This is a genomic window from Flavobacterium sp. DG2-3, from assembly GCF_030730925.1.
Taxonomy (GTDB): domain Bacteria; phylum Bacteroidota; class Bacteroidia; order Flavobacteriales; family Flavobacteriaceae; genus Flavobacterium.
This window is the reverse complement of the sequence record NZ_JAVAMB010000001.1, coordinates 709,465-726,591: the sequence shown is the minus strand read 5'-3', so window position 1 is coordinate 726,591 and position 17,127 is coordinate 709,465. Positions and strand designations below refer to the sequence as shown.

The 17,127-nt window shown below is 34.4% G+C and carries 15 protein-coding genes; 7 read left to right on the top strand and 8 right to left on the bottom strand.

Annotated features, from left to right (window positions below):
• Nucleotides 1–2 precede the first annotated feature (2 nt).
• Entirely contained in the window at nt 3–1,352 is a 1,350-nt protein-coding gene (locus Q9Q97_RS03140; RefSeq protein WP_306154489.1) for a serine hydrolase, read from the bottom strand.
• A gap of 221 nt (nt 1,353–1,573) precedes the next feature.
• Between Q9Q97_RS03140 and Q9Q97_RS03135 the strand changes: the two genes are divergently transcribed.
• The 7 genes from Q9Q97_RS03135 to Q9Q97_RS03105 all read left to right on the top strand — a co-directional run bounded on the left by Q9Q97_RS03135 (nt 1,574) and on the right by Q9Q97_RS03105 (nt 6,249).
• Nucleotides 1,574–2,788 (top strand): aminotransferase class V-fold PLP-dependent enzyme, encoded by a 1,215-nt coding sequence (locus Q9Q97_RS03135; protein ID WP_306154487.1) that lies wholly within the window; start codon nt 1,574–1,576, stop codon nt 2,786–2,788.
• Nucleotides 2,789–2,799: 11 nt separating this feature from the next.
• Complete coding sequence (locus Q9Q97_RS03130) at nt 2,800–3,225, top strand: hypothetical protein (RefSeq protein ID WP_306154485.1); 426 nt, start codon at nt 2,800–2,802, stop codon at nt 3,223–3,225.
• A gap of 2 nt (nt 3,226–3,227) precedes the next feature.
• Nucleotides 3,228–3,653 carry a SufE family protein gene (locus tag Q9Q97_RS03125; RefSeq protein WP_306154483.1) on the top strand — a complete coding sequence of 142 codons (426 nt, stop codon included), beginning with the start codon at nt 3,228–3,230 and terminating at the stop codon, nt 3,651–3,653.
• Nucleotides 3,654–3,786: 133 nt separating this feature from the next.
• Entirely contained in the window at nt 3,787–4,197 is a 411-nt protein-coding gene (locus tag Q9Q97_RS03120; protein WP_306154481.1) for a GxxExxY protein, read from the top strand.
• 128 nt (nt 4,198–4,325) lie between these two features.
• The gene (locus Q9Q97_RS03115; RefSeq protein WP_012023258.1) at nt 4,326–4,649 is read left to right on the top strand and encodes an SUF system Fe-S cluster assembly protein; all 324 of its coding nucleotides are present in this window, start codon (nt 4,326–4,328) and stop codon (nt 4,647–4,649) included.
• A gap of 80 nt (nt 4,650–4,729) precedes the next feature.
• Nucleotides 4,730–5,239, top strand: a complete 510-nt coding sequence (locus tag Q9Q97_RS03110; RefSeq protein WP_306154477.1) for a DUF2480 family protein — start codon at nt 4,730–4,732, stop codon at nt 5,237–5,239.
• A gap of 77 nt (nt 5,240–5,316) precedes the next feature.
• On the top strand, nt 5,317–6,249 hold the full coding sequence (locus Q9Q97_RS03105) for a DUF3078 domain-containing protein (protein ID WP_306154476.1): 933 nt from the start codon (nt 5,317–5,319) through the stop codon (nt 6,247–6,249).
• Between the two features lie 280 nt (nt 6,250–6,529).
• Here Q9Q97_RS03105 and hflX read toward each other — a convergent pair whose 3' ends face one another.
• The 7 genes from hflX to Q9Q97_RS03070 form a co-directional block, all read right to left on the bottom strand.
• On the bottom strand, nt 6,530–7,759 hold the full coding sequence (gene hflX, locus Q9Q97_RS03100) for a GTPase HflX (protein WP_306154475.1): 1,230 nt from the start codon (nt 7,757–7,759) through the stop codon (nt 6,530–6,532).
• 173 nt (nt 7,760–7,932) lie between these two features.
• Nucleotides 7,933–8,790 carry a hypothetical protein gene (locus tag Q9Q97_RS03095; protein WP_306154473.1) on the bottom strand — a complete coding sequence of 286 codons (858 nt, stop codon included), beginning with the start codon at nt 8,788–8,790 and terminating at the stop codon, nt 7,933–7,935.
• Between the two features lie 138 nt (nt 8,791–8,928).
• Entirely contained in the window at nt 8,929–10,266 is a 1,338-nt protein-coding gene (locus tag Q9Q97_RS03090; RefSeq protein ID WP_306154471.1) for a DUF5689 domain-containing protein, read from the bottom strand.
• A 17-nt stretch (nt 10,267–10,283) separates the two neighbouring features.
• A complete protein-coding gene (locus Q9Q97_RS03085) occupies nt 10,284–13,103 on the bottom strand; it encodes a carboxypeptidase-like regulatory domain-containing protein (RefSeq protein ID WP_306154469.1) in 2,820 nt (939 codons plus the stop codon).
• 178 nt (nt 13,104–13,281) lie between these two features.
• Nucleotides 13,282–14,496, bottom strand: coding sequence for an MFS transporter (locus Q9Q97_RS03080; protein ID WP_306154467.1), 1,215 nt, complete (start codon nt 14,494–14,496; stop codon nt 13,282–13,284).
• 348 nt (nt 14,497–14,844) lie between these two features.
• Nucleotides 14,845–15,888, bottom strand: a complete 1,044-nt coding sequence (locus tag Q9Q97_RS03075) for a Gfo/Idh/MocA family oxidoreductase (protein WP_306154464.1) — start codon at nt 15,886–15,888, stop codon at nt 14,845–14,847.
• A 76-nt stretch (nt 15,889–15,964) separates the two neighbouring features.
• On the bottom strand, nt 15,965–17,035 hold the full coding sequence (locus Q9Q97_RS03070) for an NADH:flavin oxidoreductase/NADH oxidase (RefSeq protein WP_306154462.1): 1,071 nt from the start codon (nt 17,033–17,035) through the stop codon (nt 15,965–15,967).
• Between the last annotated feature and the right edge of the window lie 92 nt (nt 17,036–17,127).

Here is a 17,127-nt window from a genome sequence, read left to right as displayed (position 1 = left end):
ATTTATTTCTTCAAACTATCTATAACATCCTTCAAAAATCCATTAAAATCAAATCCTGGTTCTTCTTCTCTCACTCCCATTCTCACAATCACCATATCGAGAGACGGAATAATAGCCACCATTTGTCCTTGATAACCACTGCAATAAAACATGTCACGAGGAACATCTGGAAATTTTCCTCCAGCGTTTAACCAGAACTGAGCGCCATATTTTCCTTCAGAAGTATTGGTTGGAGTTGCAGTGTATTTTACCCAACTTTCGTCTAAGATTTGTTCGCCGTTCCAGTTTCCTTTATGAAGATATAATAATCCAAATTTTGACCAGTCACGCGGTGTTGCCCATCCGTAAGACGAACCAACAAAAGTTCCCGACATATCCTGCTCTACAATCATTGAGTTCATTCCGATTTTGTCGATTACGGCGCTGTACCAAAAATCAAGATATTCTTGCTGCGTTTTAAATTGTTGTCTTAAAATCAGCGATAATAAATTGGTAGTTCCAGAAGAATAATTCCAATGCGTGTTGGGTTTAAATTGTGCCGGTTTTTCTAATTGCACTTTCCCCATATCTTCCGCTTGAAAAAGCATTTTTGTAGCATCACAGATTGTGCTGTAATTTTCTTCCCATTCTAAACCAGAATTCATGTGAAGCAAATCATTCAACGTAATATTTTTACGTTCATCATTTTTCCATTCTTCGACTGGAGCTGGTTTATAAATATCAATTTTACCTTGTTTTGCCAAAACCCCAAAAGCAGAACTTGTGATACTTTTTGTCATAGACCAACCTAAAATTTTACTGTCTTTATTAAATCCAGTATCGTATTTTTCGGCAATCAGTTTGTCTTTATATAAAACTACAACGGCACGCGTTCTTTTAATTCTTCCTCCCGTTTTATCGAAAGCATTATCAACCGCTTTTTTTAATTTGGAATAATCAACATTCGAAAAAGCAGTATCTTTTGGTTCGTTATTTCCGTACGGAAAAGGAAGATTGTTTTCTAATTTGGTTCTTTTTGGAAGTAAATACGGTTTCGAAATATCAAAATTATCATTAATCAAAGTCGCTCCTAATCCTTCACGGTAAATTGCTTTTCGCTCTTTCAATCCATAAACAGACGAAATGGCAAATTTCCCTGCATCATCAATTGAGTTTTTTGCCAGATCAATCATATCGATATCATTGTCTGTTTTCTGAATCAGATCCAACGGACGATTATCTATAAAATGGCCAGAAGCAACACTTTTGGCCGAGAAACCAGAAATTAAATCCAGCTTCGGATAAGTTGTAAATCCGAAATACAAAAATGCAAGAACTACTGCAAGCAAAAGTACTTTGAGAAATTTTTTCATGATGATTAGTTTATTTTTAATGCAATATAAATAATTTATGTTCACGTTTTTAGAACTCAAATTATAATTCTGTTTCAGATAATTCAGAAAAGGGATTTGATTTTTACGGAATCTACATTTAGCTCTCCAATCGATGGCACCATAAAAGGAAATTATAGAATTCCTGTATAAACAAATTTAGTTTTAGTACTTTTGTAAATAGATTTTTTCTAAATAAGAATATGTTAGATATCCAAAAAATAAGAGCCGATTTTCCTATTCTTTCTCAAAAAGTTAATGGAAAACCTTTAGTATATTTCGACAACGGAGCTACTTCGCAAAAACCACAAGTTGTAATTGATGCGGAAGTAAAATATTATAACGAAATCAATGCCAACATTCACCGTGGCGTTCACACTTTGAGCCAGTTAGCGACTGACGCTTATGAGATTTCACGCGGAAAAGTGAAAGATCATATCAATGCAAAACATGCTCATGAAGTGCTTTTTACTTCGGGAACAACACACGGAATTAACTTAGTTGCAAACGGTTTTGCTTCTATTTTAAAACCAGGCGATGAAGTGGTGGTTTCTTCATTAGAACATCACAGTAACATTGTGCCTTGGCAAATGTTATGCGAAAAAACAGGTGCTGTTTTAAGAGTAATTCCAATTGATCAAAACGGAGAATTAATTATTTCAGAATTTGATGCTTTACTTTCTGAAAAAACAAAAATCGTAACCGTAAATCATATTTCAAATGCATTGGGTGTAATCAATCCAATAAAATATATTATTGATAAAGCGCACGCTGTTGGTTCTGCTGTTTTAATTGACGGTGCACAGGCTGTTCCGCATTTAAAACCAGACGTTCAGGAATTAGATTGTGATTTCTATGCTTTTTCGGGTCATAAAATGTGCGGTCCAACGGGAACTGGAATTTTATACGGAAAAGAAGATTGGTTAAACAAACTTCCTCCTTATCAGGGTGGTGGCGAAATGATCAAAGAAGTGACTTTCGAAAAAACAACTTATGCAGATCTTCCTCATAAGTTTGAAGCGGGAACGCCAAATATTGCTGGCGGAATTGTTTTAGGAACGGCAATTGATTATTTGAACGAAATTGGTTTTGATAAAATTCATGAATACGAAAATGAATTATTAGAACATGCTACAAAACGTCTTAACGAAATTGAAGGCATTAGAATTTACGGAAATACAAAAAATAAAGCTTCTGTAGTTTCGTTTAATATTGATGGAATTCACCCTTATGACGTTGGTTCTATTATAGATAAATTGGGAATTGCTGTTAGAACAGGGCATCATTGCGCTCAGCCAATCATGAACTTCTTCTGCATTCCGGGAACGATTCGTGCTTCGTTTTCTTTCTACAATACCAAAGAAGAAATTGATTTAATGGTTGATGCTGTGAAAAAAGCACAAACCATGTTATGCTAAAAAATAAACTTATGCGAATACTATCATTATTACTTTTAACTGTTTTTATCGCAGGCGGATGCTGCAGTCAAAAAAAAGCAGATATGGCATCAACTCAAATTGAATATTCTGCACTTTCAAGAGGTTATTACAAAGTGATAACCGTAGAAAACAAAACAGTTTCTGTTACAAAAGAGCGTAACGGTGAAGCTGTAAAAAGCAATATTGATGACGCAAAATGGAACGAAATTGTTTCTGCTTATTCAAAAGTTAATTTAGAAGGTCTTTCTTCTTTGAAAGCTCCAACTGACAAACGTACTTATGATGGTGCCGCAATTGGCAATTTAAAAATAATAAAAGACGGAAAAACATATGAAACTCAAGGTTTTGACAATGGTTTCCCTCCAAAAGAAATCGAAAAACTAGTAAATTTATTAGTTGATTTTTCTAAAGAATAATTATGACGATAAAAGAAATTCAAAACGAAATAATAGACGAATTTTCAATGTTCGACGATTGGATGCAGCGTTATGAATACATCATCGAACTGGGAAAAAGTCTTCCGTTAATTAAAGAAGAATACAAAACCGACGAGAATCTAATCAAAGGCTGTCAGTCTAAAGTTTGGTTGCAAGGTGAAGAAAAAGATGGAAACATAGTTTTTACTGCCGACAGTGATGCGATTTTGACAAAAGGAATTATTGCGATTTTAATTCGCGCTTTCTCCAACCAAAAAGCTAAGGATATTCTAGAAGCCGACACAGATTTTATTGACGAAATCGGTTTAAAAGAACATTTATCGGCAACAAGAGCAAACGGCTTGGTATCGATGATCAAAAACATCAAAATGTACGCTTTGGCTTTTGATGCAAAAAACAAAAATTGAAAAAATTAAACCATATAAGCCATATAAGTTCATTTAAAAGCATAACTTAAAAATTTCTTATATCACTTATATGTCCGCAACAAAAAAGTAAGTTTTATCTTTCTTTTTATTTGTAATATTGCTAAAAAAAGTAATGATTACAAAGAAATATTTGACTGATTTAATTTATCAAGTTAATGGAGCAGCAATTGAAGTTCATAAAAGAATTGGCGCAGGACTTTTAGAAAGTATTTATCATCAGTGCATGATAAAAGAATTAACTTTAAGAGGAATTAAATTTCAATCCGAACTGAAGATTCCTGTTGAATATAAAGGTTTGGAACTAGAATCAGATTTAAGAAGTGATTTGTTTATAGAAAACTGTTTGGTTGTAGAATTGAAAGCGGTGGACCAAATTATTCCAATACATATTGCAAAATTAATGTCTTATATGAAACTTTTAGAGTCTCCAATAGGATTAATGATAAATTTCAATATTACAAATATTTATCATGAAGGTCAAAAAACATATGTAAACGGACGATATCGCTTACTCGAAGATTAAAAAAATAAAAATTTAACCATATAAGTGCATATAAGAAAATTTAAGATTATCCTTAAATGATCTTTGGAAAACACAAAGTAATTTAAATGAACTTATATAACTTATATGGTAAAAAAACAAAAAATAAAATGGAACAAGAAATAGACACAAACGAATTAGGAGAATCAATCGTAAGAGTTTTAAAAGGTATTTACGATCCTGAGATTCCTGTAGATATTTACGAATTAGGATTAATTTACGATGTAATGGTAAACACCGATTACGAAGTAAAAATCTTAATGACATTAACTTCACCAAACTGCCCAGTTGCAGAAAGTCTTCCAAGAGAAGTTGAAGAAAAGGTAAAAACAATCGAAAACATCAAAGATGTAGATGTTGAAATTACTTTTGATCCGCCTTGGAGCAAAGATTTAATGAGCGAAGAAGCAAAATTAGAATTAGGAATGCTTTAATAAAAAGTGTTCAGTGTTCAGTTTTTTAGTATTCAGAAATACTGATTACTAAAAAACTGAACACTGCCTACTATAAAATCATGGAAGAAATCATCAACAAAGTTGCCAACAGCGCATTAGAAGTATTCGATTTGGAAGATTATTATCCAAAAGGATTTCGTGTGCAGATTGACATTTCGCAATGGCTTTTGGAAGGTTTTTTATTAAAAGAAAAAGACTTTAGAGAGCATCTTAAAAATCATGATTGGTCTCAATATCAGGATCAATATGTGGCCGTATATTGCAGTACAGATGCTATAATTCCGGCTTGGGCTTTAATCTTAGTAAGTGTTCATTTAGCGCCATTTGCTAAAAAAGTAGTAAACGGAAGTATTGAAGATCTTGACTCAAGCCTTTACGAAGAAATCTTAAGCAAAATCGATTATTCTGTTTACCAAAGCAAACCTGTTATTGTGAAAGGCTGTTCTAGAAAACCAGTTCCTATGAGAGCCTATATTTTAGCTACAACCTATTTGCAGCCTTTTGCTAGAAGTATTATGTACGGCGAAGCCTGTTCTGCCGTGCCTTTGTATAAAGAATCTAAGAAATAACCTGCAATAACTCATCGTATTCCTTAACTTTCCATTGGTTTTTAGTATATTTGGTTATACACTCTAAACTAAAAACCATGAGAAAGCTAACTTTATTACTTTTCATTTTAGTAAACTTCACATTTGTACAAGCCCAAAATTCAGAAAAAGAGTTAATTAAAAACACTGAAAAAGCAGTAAAAAAAATTAACGATACTATAGAAGGAGAAGGCTGGAAAACAAAAGGAATTGTCTCGCTTTTATTAAACCAGTCCAGCTTTAATAACTGGATTGCTGGAGGTGAAGACAGCTTTTCTGGAACATTGGGAATCAATTACGATTTCAATTACAAAAAAGATGACATCACTTGGGACAACAAACTTTTAGCCTCTTACGGTTTACTGCAAACCAAAAATGCTGATTTTGAAAAGAAGACAGATGACAGACTCGAATTCAATTCTATAGTTGGGAAAAGAGCTTTTGGAGAATGGTACTATTCTTATTTCCTAAATTTCAGAACCCAATTTACAACTGGTTATATTTACGGCCAAGATGAAAATGGTAAGGAAATTAGAACCGAAAACACCAAATTCATGTCGCCAGGTTACCTAACCACAGGTCCCGGTATTTATTGGACGAAAGATGACAATTTAAAACTCAACTTTGCTCCGTTAACCTCAAAATTCACTTTTGTAGATAATGCTTACACCTCTGGAATTGATTATGTAGATGGTGACTATTTTGGCGTAGATGCCAATAAAAGCATGCGTTATGAACTAGGTTTCTATGCTTCTGTATATTACAAACTTGCCATTATGACCAACGTTACTGCAGAAAATACACTAAACCTTTATTCAAACTATCTTGAAGATCCTCAAAATGTCGACATCGACTACTCTCTAAATATTGTCATGAAAGTAAATAAATTTCTATCGGCAAATTTATCGTTTCAAGCCATTTATGACGACAATGCCTTTCAAGGTTTCCAAACCAGAGAAGTATTTGGTTTAGGAATTAATTTCGGATTTTAATTTAAAAAAACTAAAAAATTTTAACGCAAAGGGCGCAAAGTTTTTTATAAAGGCTAGCTTAAAAATGCAAAGTTCACAAAGCTTTATCTAGATTTATCTTTGGAAGAAACAATAAAAATAAAAGGCTTTAGCCCAAACTTCAGTAGTTTGGCTAAAGCCTTTTCCTATTTAACTAAAAACCTCCAGATAAATCTAGAGGCAATTAATTATAATTACATAAATTCACAATATGTAAAATTGGAATTTGGAATTTTCTAATTTGGAAATTTGATCTAAAATCTTATTCTTCTTCCTTTTCCACAGCATCCTTATAATCTGGATACAAAAATTTATTGTAAGGAAAACGTGTTATATGAATCTGGCGAACCGCTTCATAAACTACTTCTCTAAACTCTTCAAAATTTTCTTTGTTTCTAGCCGAAATAAACAATGCATTATCTTCTCCAACATTACTCATCCAAGTTTGTTTCCATTCGTCAAGCGACCAATGTTTTCTGGTTCTTTCTGTAATTAAATCATCTTCATCAATGGTAAGATATTTATAAGCATCGATTTTATTAAAAACCATAATGGTGGGTTTATCGTTGCTCTTTATTTCCTGCAAAGTTTTGTTTACTGACTCAATATGATCTTCAAAATCGGGATGTGAAATATCTACCACATGCAAAAGCAAATCTGCTTCGCGAACCTCATCTAATGTACTTTTAAACGAATCAACCAATTGTGTCGGCAATTTTCTAATAAATCCAACCGTATCTGAAAGCAAAAAAGGAAGATTTTTAATTACTACTTTTCGAACTGTTGTATCTAAAGTTGCAAACAATTTGTTCTCTACAAAAACATCACTTTTTCCGATGGCATTCATCAAAGTCGATTTTCCAACATTCGTATATCCAACCAAAGCCACACGAACCATAGCGCCACGGTTGCTTCGTTGAATACTCATTTGCTTATCAATTATTTTGATTTTATCTTTCAGCAACGAAATTCTGTCACGTACAATACGTCTATCGGTCTCAATCTCTGTTTCTCCAGGTCCACGCATACCGATACCCCCTTTTTGACGCTCAAGGTGCGTCCATAAACCAGAAAGCCTTGGTAGTAAATATTGGCATTGTGCCAATTCTACCTGTGTTCTTGCATAAGAAGTTTCGGCTCTTTGTGCAAAAATGTCCAGAATCAAGTTGGTTCTATCTAGAATTTTGCAGTCAATAATTCTTGAAATGTTTTTTTGCTGTGATGGCGTTAATTCATCATCAAAAATTACAGTCGATATTTTGTTTTCTACTACAAACAGATTGATTTCGTCAATTTTCCCCGTTCCAACAAAAGTCTTCGGATTAGGGCGTTCCATTTTCTGCGAAAAGCGTTTAATAACTTCACCGCCAGCGGTAAAAGTTAGAAACTCCAATTCGTCTAAATATTCATTTAGCTTTTCTTCACTTTGATTCTGAGTAACAATACCAACGATTACTGTTCTCTCAAAATTTATAACTTCTTTTTCTAACATAGTCTTGAATAAGTTGCAAATTTAATCATTTGTCTGCTACAATCAATTATACAATTTTGTTTTTGCATTTATATCTAAATTCAATTGAAAATAAACTGCAAAAAAAATGGAACCTGTTGAGATATACCCAACAAAGCTCCACTTTTAAATTGAATGGTCTAAGTTTAAAACCTTTATTCGTAAATAAACGTTTTTTCCGTTTTTACAATTCCATTTTCTTCTATTTGAGAACAAGAAATTGGATAATTTAGTTTGTTGTATTTATACTTTCTGCTCACCGCAACCAATGCTGTTGATGATGGACTGAAATTCATTTCGTTATTATAAGAAATAGATTCAAACTCAAATTCCTCTTCGTGATAAGAAATCATAGGCACGATTACTTTGTAGTTATCACCAAAAAGGTTCTGAACGATTAATTGATCAACCGATTTTTTATCATCATAAGTATATGTTTTAGAGATTTTATCTCCAACCAAACCTTTATGTCTCGACACATTATCGTTAACATATACATATTCTAGTTTTCCAATAATGGCTTTGTTTCTATCACGTGAAGTACGTCTTACAATAATTCCGTTTTCAACAAGATATTCGATATCGTCTACTAGATTCTGATGATTAGTACTCTTTTTTGTAGTTACTTTTACCCTTGCACCTTCATATACAAACGAAACTGTTTTGGTAATATAATTTGGACCTTCCTGATATTTTTTTACAAATTTGGTAATATTGTTATCAGGATTGTAAGTATAGTTGATTACTTCTTTCCAGTCACTTCCAACTTTATCCTTTACGGTCATGTCTAGCAGCCCGTTTTTGTTGTAGTAGAAATGCTGTACAACGTCTGAAGTCGTTATTGTTTGGACTTTACCATCTTTAAAAACCATTGTTTTATTAACAATTTCACCATCTTTAGAATTTTGGTAATTTGTTTTTACAATGTTAATCTGCTTTAGTTTAACGATGTCTTGACTGTGCATCAAGAAAGGAGACACCATCAGTAAGATGGCAACAAAGTAGGTTCTCATATTTGTTTTTGTATTGATTTGGGATGACCAAAATACAAAAATCAATTAGATTTTAACAATTTGAAATACAAAAACTACAAACTTTTCAATAATACTTTAAAAATCAGCTCATTATTTTTCTTTTTAGAAATTAACATTTTACTTTTCTCCAAATATTTTAACATCATCCACCATAAAAGCGCCATTTAATGTTTTGTCTTTTCCAGATCCGATGTATTTAAATGCAATATGTATGTTTCCAGAATAAGCAGAAAGATCGATTCCGCCAGAACTGATAAACTCGCGAGAAGGCGTTGAAAGCGTTGGCACTTTTGCTTCCAATTTTGTCCATTTTGCCTTAGTGACACTTGCCCCGTCAAAATTGGTTGAAACATATACCTCCAAAGTATTTAAAGGCGAGTCTATTTTCAAATCATGCTGTGCACTTCTAAACGAAAGAACAGCATTTTTATATCCTGTGAGATTAATTTTAGGAGAAACAAGCCATGCAATATTCTCAGCTGCAGTTGTGCTTGTGGTGTTAAATTCTGCATATCCATTTCCAGAATACACCATGCTTTTCCACAATTTTGTCGCTTTCTCTACAATATTGCTCCAGCCCGGAAGCGAAAAATTCACATTGTTTTTAACCGATTGAAAATCTTCTGAAAAAAATGGCGTATTTCTTTTTCCGTTCATCACGATATCACTTTCATAGCGAACCATAAATTGATAATCTGAACCAAATTTGCTTAAAATCCCTCTCACTTTTCCGCTTCCTTCTGGCACAGAATGATCTGCAAATTTCGCATAAGAGCTAGTTCTAAAAATAACCTGATTTCCTGTTTTATCTCTCAAATACCAATTAGTCGAACCTCCAATATTATTCGATTCTTCAAAATAATGACGCCCCAATGCTGCTTCAGTAAACTCAACATCATTTAATTCAATCAAAGTATTGAGTTTAGAATCTGAAAGTGCTTCTTCTATAGAAAGTGATTTTACCAATTCATTTTCGTCGATATTTTTACACGAAGCGTTTAAAACATTTTTGTATTCGTTTTGAGAAATTCTTCCAATTGTTGGATCTCCGGCATTGCTCACATACAAACTCCCGATTCTCAAACCGCCATAGTATAAATCTGTAAATTGATTTTTAAGTTTTACAAACACTTTATTTCCTATACGATAATCGATATAAGTATTGGTTGCATCAATAGGAACACTAAAACCTATTGCAGGGTCTTTTTGGGTTGCTTTTGTCTGTAATGAGATTGTTTTAAAAAAATTCCCCCCTTCATCGCTAGAAACGACATAAGCTTCTATTACATCATCATACAAATACTGCTTCGCTGTCGTTCCCGAAAGTTCATAAACTTTTTCTACCGTTTTATTGACCTCTAGATTGGGCTGATTGCAAGCTAATTGCGGAACTTCCACTTCTTGACTGCAGCTGTATAATAATGATAATGCAAAAAATAAAATTAGTTTTTTCATAAGAATAAGTTTTCAGTTTATAAACCAACAGTAAGATTTAGAAAGTAGGTTCGGCCGTAACCATAATAATATCTTGACCCAAACGATGGTGTTCCGCTAGACATATCTTGATTTAGGGCTCTAAAATTGGCGTTTCTTGCTTGTTCAAAACCGCCCGTTTTATACATTAAATCCAAAGCATTATTGACACTGGCAAAAAGTCCGACGTATTTTTTATGAATGCGCCAAGATTTGCCTCCGCTAAAATTCAGCAATAGAATTGGCTTAAATTTTTCTTGTTTCAATAATTCATTTCCTCTTTCGGAAGTTGCTTCAGGAAAAGGAAAACCATTGGCAGGATTAATATAAAATTGAGAAGTTCTAGAAATCGGCGAAACATCAATATAGCTTTCGGCCAAATAATTGACATTAGCGCCAAGCCACCAAAACTTCGGGTCACGATATTCCAGTCCAAAAGAATAGGCTTGTTGCGGAGTGCCTGGCTGTTTATAATTCTTTAAAAAAGCTGGGCCGAAATCAAAGTTGGTTTGCGCGCCTTCTTTTGCTCTGTTGGCATCGTTTGTAATTGTCACATCAGGATTGCTGCTATAAATATAATTCCCAAATGCGGCAGATAAAGTAGTTTTTAATGTTGATGAAATCTGATATTCTAAACTCAATTCGGCTCCTGTATTTTTCTTATCCAATTTTGTCAAAGTCTGACTGACAAATGCGTTTGTTGGATCGTAACCAGAACCATTGTCAAAAATTCCTTCGGCATAGAAATAAGAAGTTTTTGAAGCATTTCTAATTGCCGAATAATAAGCTGTTAAACGTAATTTGAGTTTTGCCGAACGGTATACATAATTGGCCTCGGCACTAGTGATATTTTCGCTTTCGATTCCGTCAACTAGGTTATTATTTAAACGTGCATTCGAAAATGTATTTCTTAGTGAAGGCGCTCTAGTGAAATGTGCAGCATTAAAAAACAGCAATTGTTTTCCTGAAATTTTATAAGTGAAACCGCCTTTGAAACCAAAATTTTCAAAATTTACCTTTTCGCTTTTTCCTAATGAAGTAGTCGGATAAAGTCCGTTTTGATATAATCCTTCTCTTTGATAATCTGACATTGAATAAGATTGCGCCAAAAAGAATTCGGTTTTGTTGTAATTAAATTTAAACTGAGCAAAAACATCTAAAGTACTGGCCAATAAATTATAATTATATCCGTAAACATCTCCTTTCCCGACTTGTCGATTTGGATGCAGCAAATCGGACTGCGAAAGATTTCCTTTGTAAAATGGATCAATATCTTCGAAATATGCTCCGCCAAGAAGATCTAATAAATATTGAAAATTATGTGATTTTAATTTCTTAAAAGTAAATCCTCCATCAAAAGAAATATTAGGCGTAATCTGTGAATTTAGATTTGAATTTGCTGCAAAAGTACGATCATCTGTTCGATCTTCGTAAAGCACATAATGGCTTTGCGTAGGTATATAACCGTCTGTACCAAACTTCTGATTGGCAAAATACATTTCGCCCCAATTAATCTGCGGATTTGCTAAAAAAGCTATTTTGTTTTTTTCGGCATTTTCATAATCTGGAGTAAACGCGCCCGAAAATTCGCCTTGATCTTTCGCGTAAAGCGAACTAAAATAGCTTGGCATTTTTCTGTAATAAACAGGATCTGGACTGTCAGCATTTTGATAATCAATATTGCTGTTGCCTACTTTTCCAAACTGATACATTACAGCCGAATTCAGATTGTTTTTATCATCAATTTTATAATAATGATTGAGCATAAATAGTGGCTCTTCTACCTTTTTTACTCTAGCATTCCGTTTTTCTCCATTCTGAAATCCCCAATACGAATTGTATTTTTCGCCCATTAAATCAGTAACCTCAGTGGTATTGGCGGAATTTTTTCCGCGTGAATTTGGCGTATAAAATCCTGTAAAATTGATGGAATGTTTTTTGTTTAATTTCTTTTCTACACTAAGAAAAAAAGAATCGGCATCGAAATTTGTACCTTCAAAATAACCTTCATCTGTCCATCTCTTTCCAGCTGAAATGGCAAAAGCCCATCCATCAGCATTCATTCCAGAAGCATAAGTGCCAATTGCCCTCCATAAATAAGTGGTATTGCTTCCAGAAAAAGTTAGTGAAGCTCCTTTTCGATACAGAGAAGCACGGATATAAATCTGCTGCGTGCCCAGGATACCTCCAAAAGTATAATTGGAAGCCGCTGTTCCAACGGAAAATTCCTGATTTCGGAGCACATTATTTAAACCTCCCCAATTCCCCCATTGCGGTCTGCCGTCATAGATTTTATTCATTGGCATTCCGTTGAGCATTGTGACGGCGTTTTCACTATCTAAACCGCGAACACGAAATCGAGCCTGTCCCCAATTGAAAGCCGATGCCTGCATGAAAGCATCTTTGGAAGACTGTAAAAGTCCCGATGTCATTTCAGACGAACTGTTGTCATCTGAAAAATCATTATCTGACAGTGTAATCAATGCCGCTGGAACTTCATCTGAATAGGTATCTTCTAATTGTAAAATTCCGAGATTTATATCTTGTCCTGAATTGGAAAGCACTTTTAAAAGGAAATCTTTATATCCTTGATTTCTCAATAAAAGCAATTGTTCTTTTTTAGGAAATATATGAAGTTCAAATTTCCCTGTTTTTGACGTGAGCTGCATCACGGCGGTATTTTGTATCGTAACCACTACATTTTCTAGCGGATTTTGTGTTCGAGCATCGATAACAATTCCGGACACCGTTATTTCTTTTTGCGAAAAAGCAAAATTGAAAAACGATACAATAAAGAAGACTGCGTATTTTTTTACCATTAAAAATCCAATTTATTTTGAAATAATTCTTCAAAAGATAAAATTGGTTTTTGGAAAAAAAGAAAGCTTAGAATTCAGGCCTTTCTTGAATTCAAATGTAGCAAAAATATTTAAAACCTAAATAAATTCTTACAAATTTATTTAGGTTTTAGTAAATTCTAGTAAATTTTAATTAGGATTAGCTTCTAATTTTAGAAACCATAAAAGCAATCAAAACCCCAAAAATTCCGATAAAGGCAAAAGAAAACTGCAATCCGAAACTTTGTGCAATATGCCCAATTACTGGCGGTCCCATTAAGAAACCTAAGAAACTTACGCTCGAAACAATCGTTAAAGCTTCGCCCGCTGGCACGGTTGGATTTTTCCCTGCAATACTATAAACAGTAGGAACAATGGTTGCAACGCCCAAACCAACAAACATAAAGGCAATTGTGCACGGAATAATATAAGGAAGAAAAACTGCTGTAAAAAGTCCCGCCGAAATCATGACACCGCTAATCTGCATAACGCGTTCGCGCCCAAATTTATTGATTAAGCCGTCGCCCAAAAATCTGCCGCTGGCCATCATAATCATAAAAGAAGTGTAGCCTAAAACAACCAACGGCCCAGGCGCTTTTACAATGTCTTTAAAATAAACACCGCTCCAGTCAAACATAACACCTTCGCTTGCCATACTGCAAAATCCGATTACGCCAAGCCAAAGCAAAGCGGTATCTGGTTTTACAAATAGTTTTTTCCCTTCCTCTTTCGGTTTCTTTTTTTCTTTGGCTCTAACTAAAAATTTGAAATTAAAAGCCACCATTAATAAAACAATTCCGGCTACAATCATAAAATGATGCAGCGGACTTAATTTTAAAGCTAACATTCCTAAACCTACCAGCGCACCAGTAAATCCGGCAAAACTCCACATGCCATGAAAAGAGGACATGATTGTTTTTTTGAACAAAACTTCGGTATAAACGCCTTGTGTGTTTACTGCAATATTGGCCAGATTTCCGAAAACTCCAAACAGAAACAATCCTAATGATAATTGCAATGATGTTGTTGCCAAACCTAAATTGATTAAGCATAAAACATACATTATTAAAGAGAAAATTAGAATGCGATGGCTACCGAATTTGGTTACCATTTTTCCTGAAAATGGCATCACAATCAGCTGTCCGACAGGAAGCGCAAACAAAATGGATCCCAAGTCTCCTTCTGTTAAATGCAAAGTGGTTTTGATATCTGGAATACGGCTGGCCCATGTGGCAAAACTCAAACCCATTCCGAAATAAAACATTCCGACAGCAAAACGAATACGATTTAAATACGAAGCTTTAGCCTCTCTAAATACTTTCTTGATTTTTGCTTTGGTCTGAAAAAGCGCTAATGGGTTAAAATTTAACAGCATATTGAATTTGTATTGGAATGTGTTCAAAAATACTAAAAACGCTTGTTAAAGTGCATAAAGCCTAAGGTTATGCACAATATACAACGTTATTGTTTATAAATTCAAAGGTTTTCAGTTGAATTCGGTTTATTAAAATTACAATTTTTTAAGATGCTAAGCCTCTAAGCTACTAAGTTTCTAAGCAAATAAACAAATGAAAAAAGCTCCAGCGGAGCGACATATATTATAGATTATAAAAATATATCGCTCCGCTGGAGCTTTAATATGGTAATCTTATTCTCTGCTATAAATATTTCGCTTCTCCGAAGCTTACAAAATAAAAAAACTAACCTTTTTAGATGTGCATCTCTATGATATGCTTATTACTTTCTGTTGCGCATTACTTGCAATTGCGGCTTCTATAACCTGCATTACTTTTACGCCTTCATCTGCGGTAACGGGCTCTTTTTTATCGTTTACAATCGAATCATAAACGCCATCGAAGAAACTGAAATAATTGCCTTGAAGCGTTGGAATTTTTTCTCTCACAATTTTACCGTCAATTTCGGTATGCAAAAGTCCTTGAAGGTTTTCGTCTTCTGTTCCCCAAGATTCTCGGTTTGGCTTTTTACCCACTTTCAAATCGTCTTCCTGAACATCTCCACGCGGTTTTAAGAAAGAACCTTTTCTACCGTGAATCGTGTACGCTGGATGGGCTTCGCGCACAAAAAAACCAGCTTTTAGGCGTACTCTGAAATTAGAATAAAACAAAGATAAATCGATCCAATCGTCTACAACAGAATTTTCTCTGGTTACGCGAATGTCTCCAAAAACAGCTTTTGGACAGCCAAAAAGACTTATAGCCTGATCGATAATATGAGGACCTAAATCTTTTAAAACTCCTGCTCCATCATTTGCGGTTTCTTTATGCGCTTTCGGACTTAAAAGTGGATTATATCTGTCGAAATGAAATTCTGCTTCGACTAAATCTCCTAAAACGCCATCATCGATTACTTTTTTAATGGTTTTAAAATCGCTGTCCCATCTTCTATTTTGGAAAACGGCCAATTTCAAACCTTTTTCTTTTGCAATTATTGCCAATTCTTTTGCTTCTGCAGCCGTTGTTGTAAAAGCTTTTTCGACCACTGCATGTTTTCCTGCCAAAAGCACTTTTTTAGCATATTCGTAATGCGTTCCTACGGGCGTATTTACAATTATTAAATCGACATCATCGCTTAATAATTCATCTAGCGAAGCGTAACTTTTTACGTATGGATAATCTTCTTGGATTAATTTTTTGCTTCTTTCCCAAGAACCTAATAATTCAAATCCTTCGTGAAGATCTAAAAATGGAGCGTGGAAAACTTTTCCCGACATTCCGTATGATAATAATGCTGTTTTAATTTTCTGCATCTGAGTCTGTTTTTTCCGCCACGAATTCACGAATTATAATTTTAAAATAAATTCGTGAATCGTGGCTAATAAAATATTAAAGTTTAGCTCTTTCGTATTGTTTTGGCCATTGAATATCGTCTCCTAAATCTTTAGCAAAGTCCAAAGGCAAATTTGGGTTTCTCAGAGATTCTCTGGCGAATAAAATCAAATCGGCCTGATTCTTATTTAAGATTTCTTCTGCCTGACGCGCTTCTGTAATTAACCCGACTGCGCCTGTTGCAATGCTGGCTTCTTGCTTCACTTTTTCTGCAAAAGGAACCTGATAACCTGGTCCTAATGTGATTTTTTGATGAGAAACCAATCCGCCTGACGAAACATCGATTAAATCTACTCCTTTTTCTTTTAATATTTTAGAAAGCTGCACAGATTCTTCTGGATTCCAACCATTTTCTGCCCAATCGGTTGCCGAGATTCGAACCAATAACGGTAAATCTGATGGCCATTCTGATTGCACGGCTTCAACAATTTCTAAAGTAAAACGAATTCTATTTTCAAAACTTCCGCCATATTCATCCGTTCGTGCGTTTGTTAAAGGCGATAAAAATTGGTGCAGCAAATAACCATGAGCTGCATGAATTTCTAGCACTTGATAACCCGCTTCAACTACTCTTTTTGTAGCAGTTTTGAAATCTGAAATTACTTTCTGAATTCCGTTTTGATCTAAAGCTTCAGGCAAAAACGGTTCGTTATCATGATATGGAATCGCACTTGGCGCAACGGTTTGCCATCCGCCTTGAGCGAAATCTAACTTTTTGTTTCCCAACCAAGGAGCCGAAACACTCGCTTTTCGGCCAGCGTGTGCTAATTGAATTCCAGGAATGGAGTTTTGAGAAACAATAAATGCGTTGATTTGTTTAAGCTTCTCGATATGTTCGTCTTTCCAAATACCTAAATCGGAAGGCGAAATTCGAGCTTCTGGAGAAACTGCAGTAGCTTCCTGAATAATCAATCCAGCGCCTCCAGTGGCACGGCTGCCCAAATGAACCAGATGCCAATCGTTTGCAAATCCGTCTATTGCCGAATACTGGCACATTGGCGAAATAGCGATTCTATTTTTTAAAGTGATTTTTTTTATGGTGAGAGGAGAAAATAATTTCGTTGCCATATACTGTAACTTTTTATGAATTTTTACTACCAATTGAATAAGGCAGTGTTTGAAAAGTAAAGTTACGGCATCTTGCTAAAACGAGAAATCGA

Coding starts and splice junctions, on each gene's coding strand:
- Q9Q97_RS03085 (WP_306154469.1), bottom strand. CDS start 13,103: ATGGTAAAAAAATACGCAGTCTTCTTTATTGTATCGTTTTTCAATTTT.
- Q9Q97_RS03075 (WP_306154464.1), bottom strand. CDS start 15,888: ATGCAGAAAATTAAAACAGCATTATTATCATACGGAATGTCGGGAAAA.
- Q9Q97_RS03115 (WP_012023258.1), top strand. CDS start 4,326: ATGGAACAAGAAATAGACACAAACGAATTAGGAGAATCAATCGTAAGA.
- Q9Q97_RS03110 (WP_306154477.1), top strand. CDS start 4,730: ATGGAAGAAATCATCAACAAAGTTGCCAACAGCGCATTAGAAGTATTC.
- Q9Q97_RS03095 (WP_306154473.1), bottom strand. CDS start 8,790: ATGAGAACCTACTTTGTTGCCATCTTACTGATGGTGTCTCCTTTCTTG.
- Q9Q97_RS03120 (WP_306154481.1), top strand. CDS start 3,787: ATGATTACAAAGAAATATTTGACTGATTTAATTTATCAAGTTAATGGA.
- Q9Q97_RS03135 (WP_306154487.1), top strand. CDS start 1,574: ATGTTAGATATCCAAAAAATAAGAGCCGATTTTCCTATTCTTTCTCAA.
- Q9Q97_RS03130 (WP_306154485.1), top strand. CDS start 2,800: ATGCGAATACTATCATTATTACTTTTAACTGTTTTTATCGCAGGCGGA.
- Q9Q97_RS03080 (WP_306154467.1), bottom strand. CDS start 14,496: ATGCTGTTAAATTTTAACCCATTAGCGCTTTTTCAGACCAAAGCAAAA.
- Q9Q97_RS03140 (WP_306154489.1), bottom strand. CDS start 1,352: ATGAAAAAATTTCTCAAAGTACTTTTGCTTGCAGTAGTTCTTGCATTT.
- hflX (WP_306154475.1), bottom strand. CDS start 7,759: ATGTTAGAAAAAGAAGTTATAAATTTTGAGAGAACAGTAATCGTTGGT.
- Q9Q97_RS03070 (WP_306154462.1), bottom strand. CDS start 17,035: ATGGCAACGAAATTATTTTCTCCTCTCACCATAAAAAAAATCACTTTA.
- Q9Q97_RS03125 (WP_306154483.1), top strand. CDS start 3,228: ATGACGATAAAAGAAATTCAAAACGAAATAATAGACGAATTTTCAATG.
- Q9Q97_RS03105 (WP_306154476.1), top strand. CDS start 5,317: ATGAGAAAGCTAACTTTATTACTTTTCATTTTAGTAAACTTCACATTT.
- Q9Q97_RS03090 (WP_306154471.1), bottom strand. CDS start 10,266: ATGAAAAAACTAATTTTATTTTTTGCATTATCATTATTATACAGCTGC.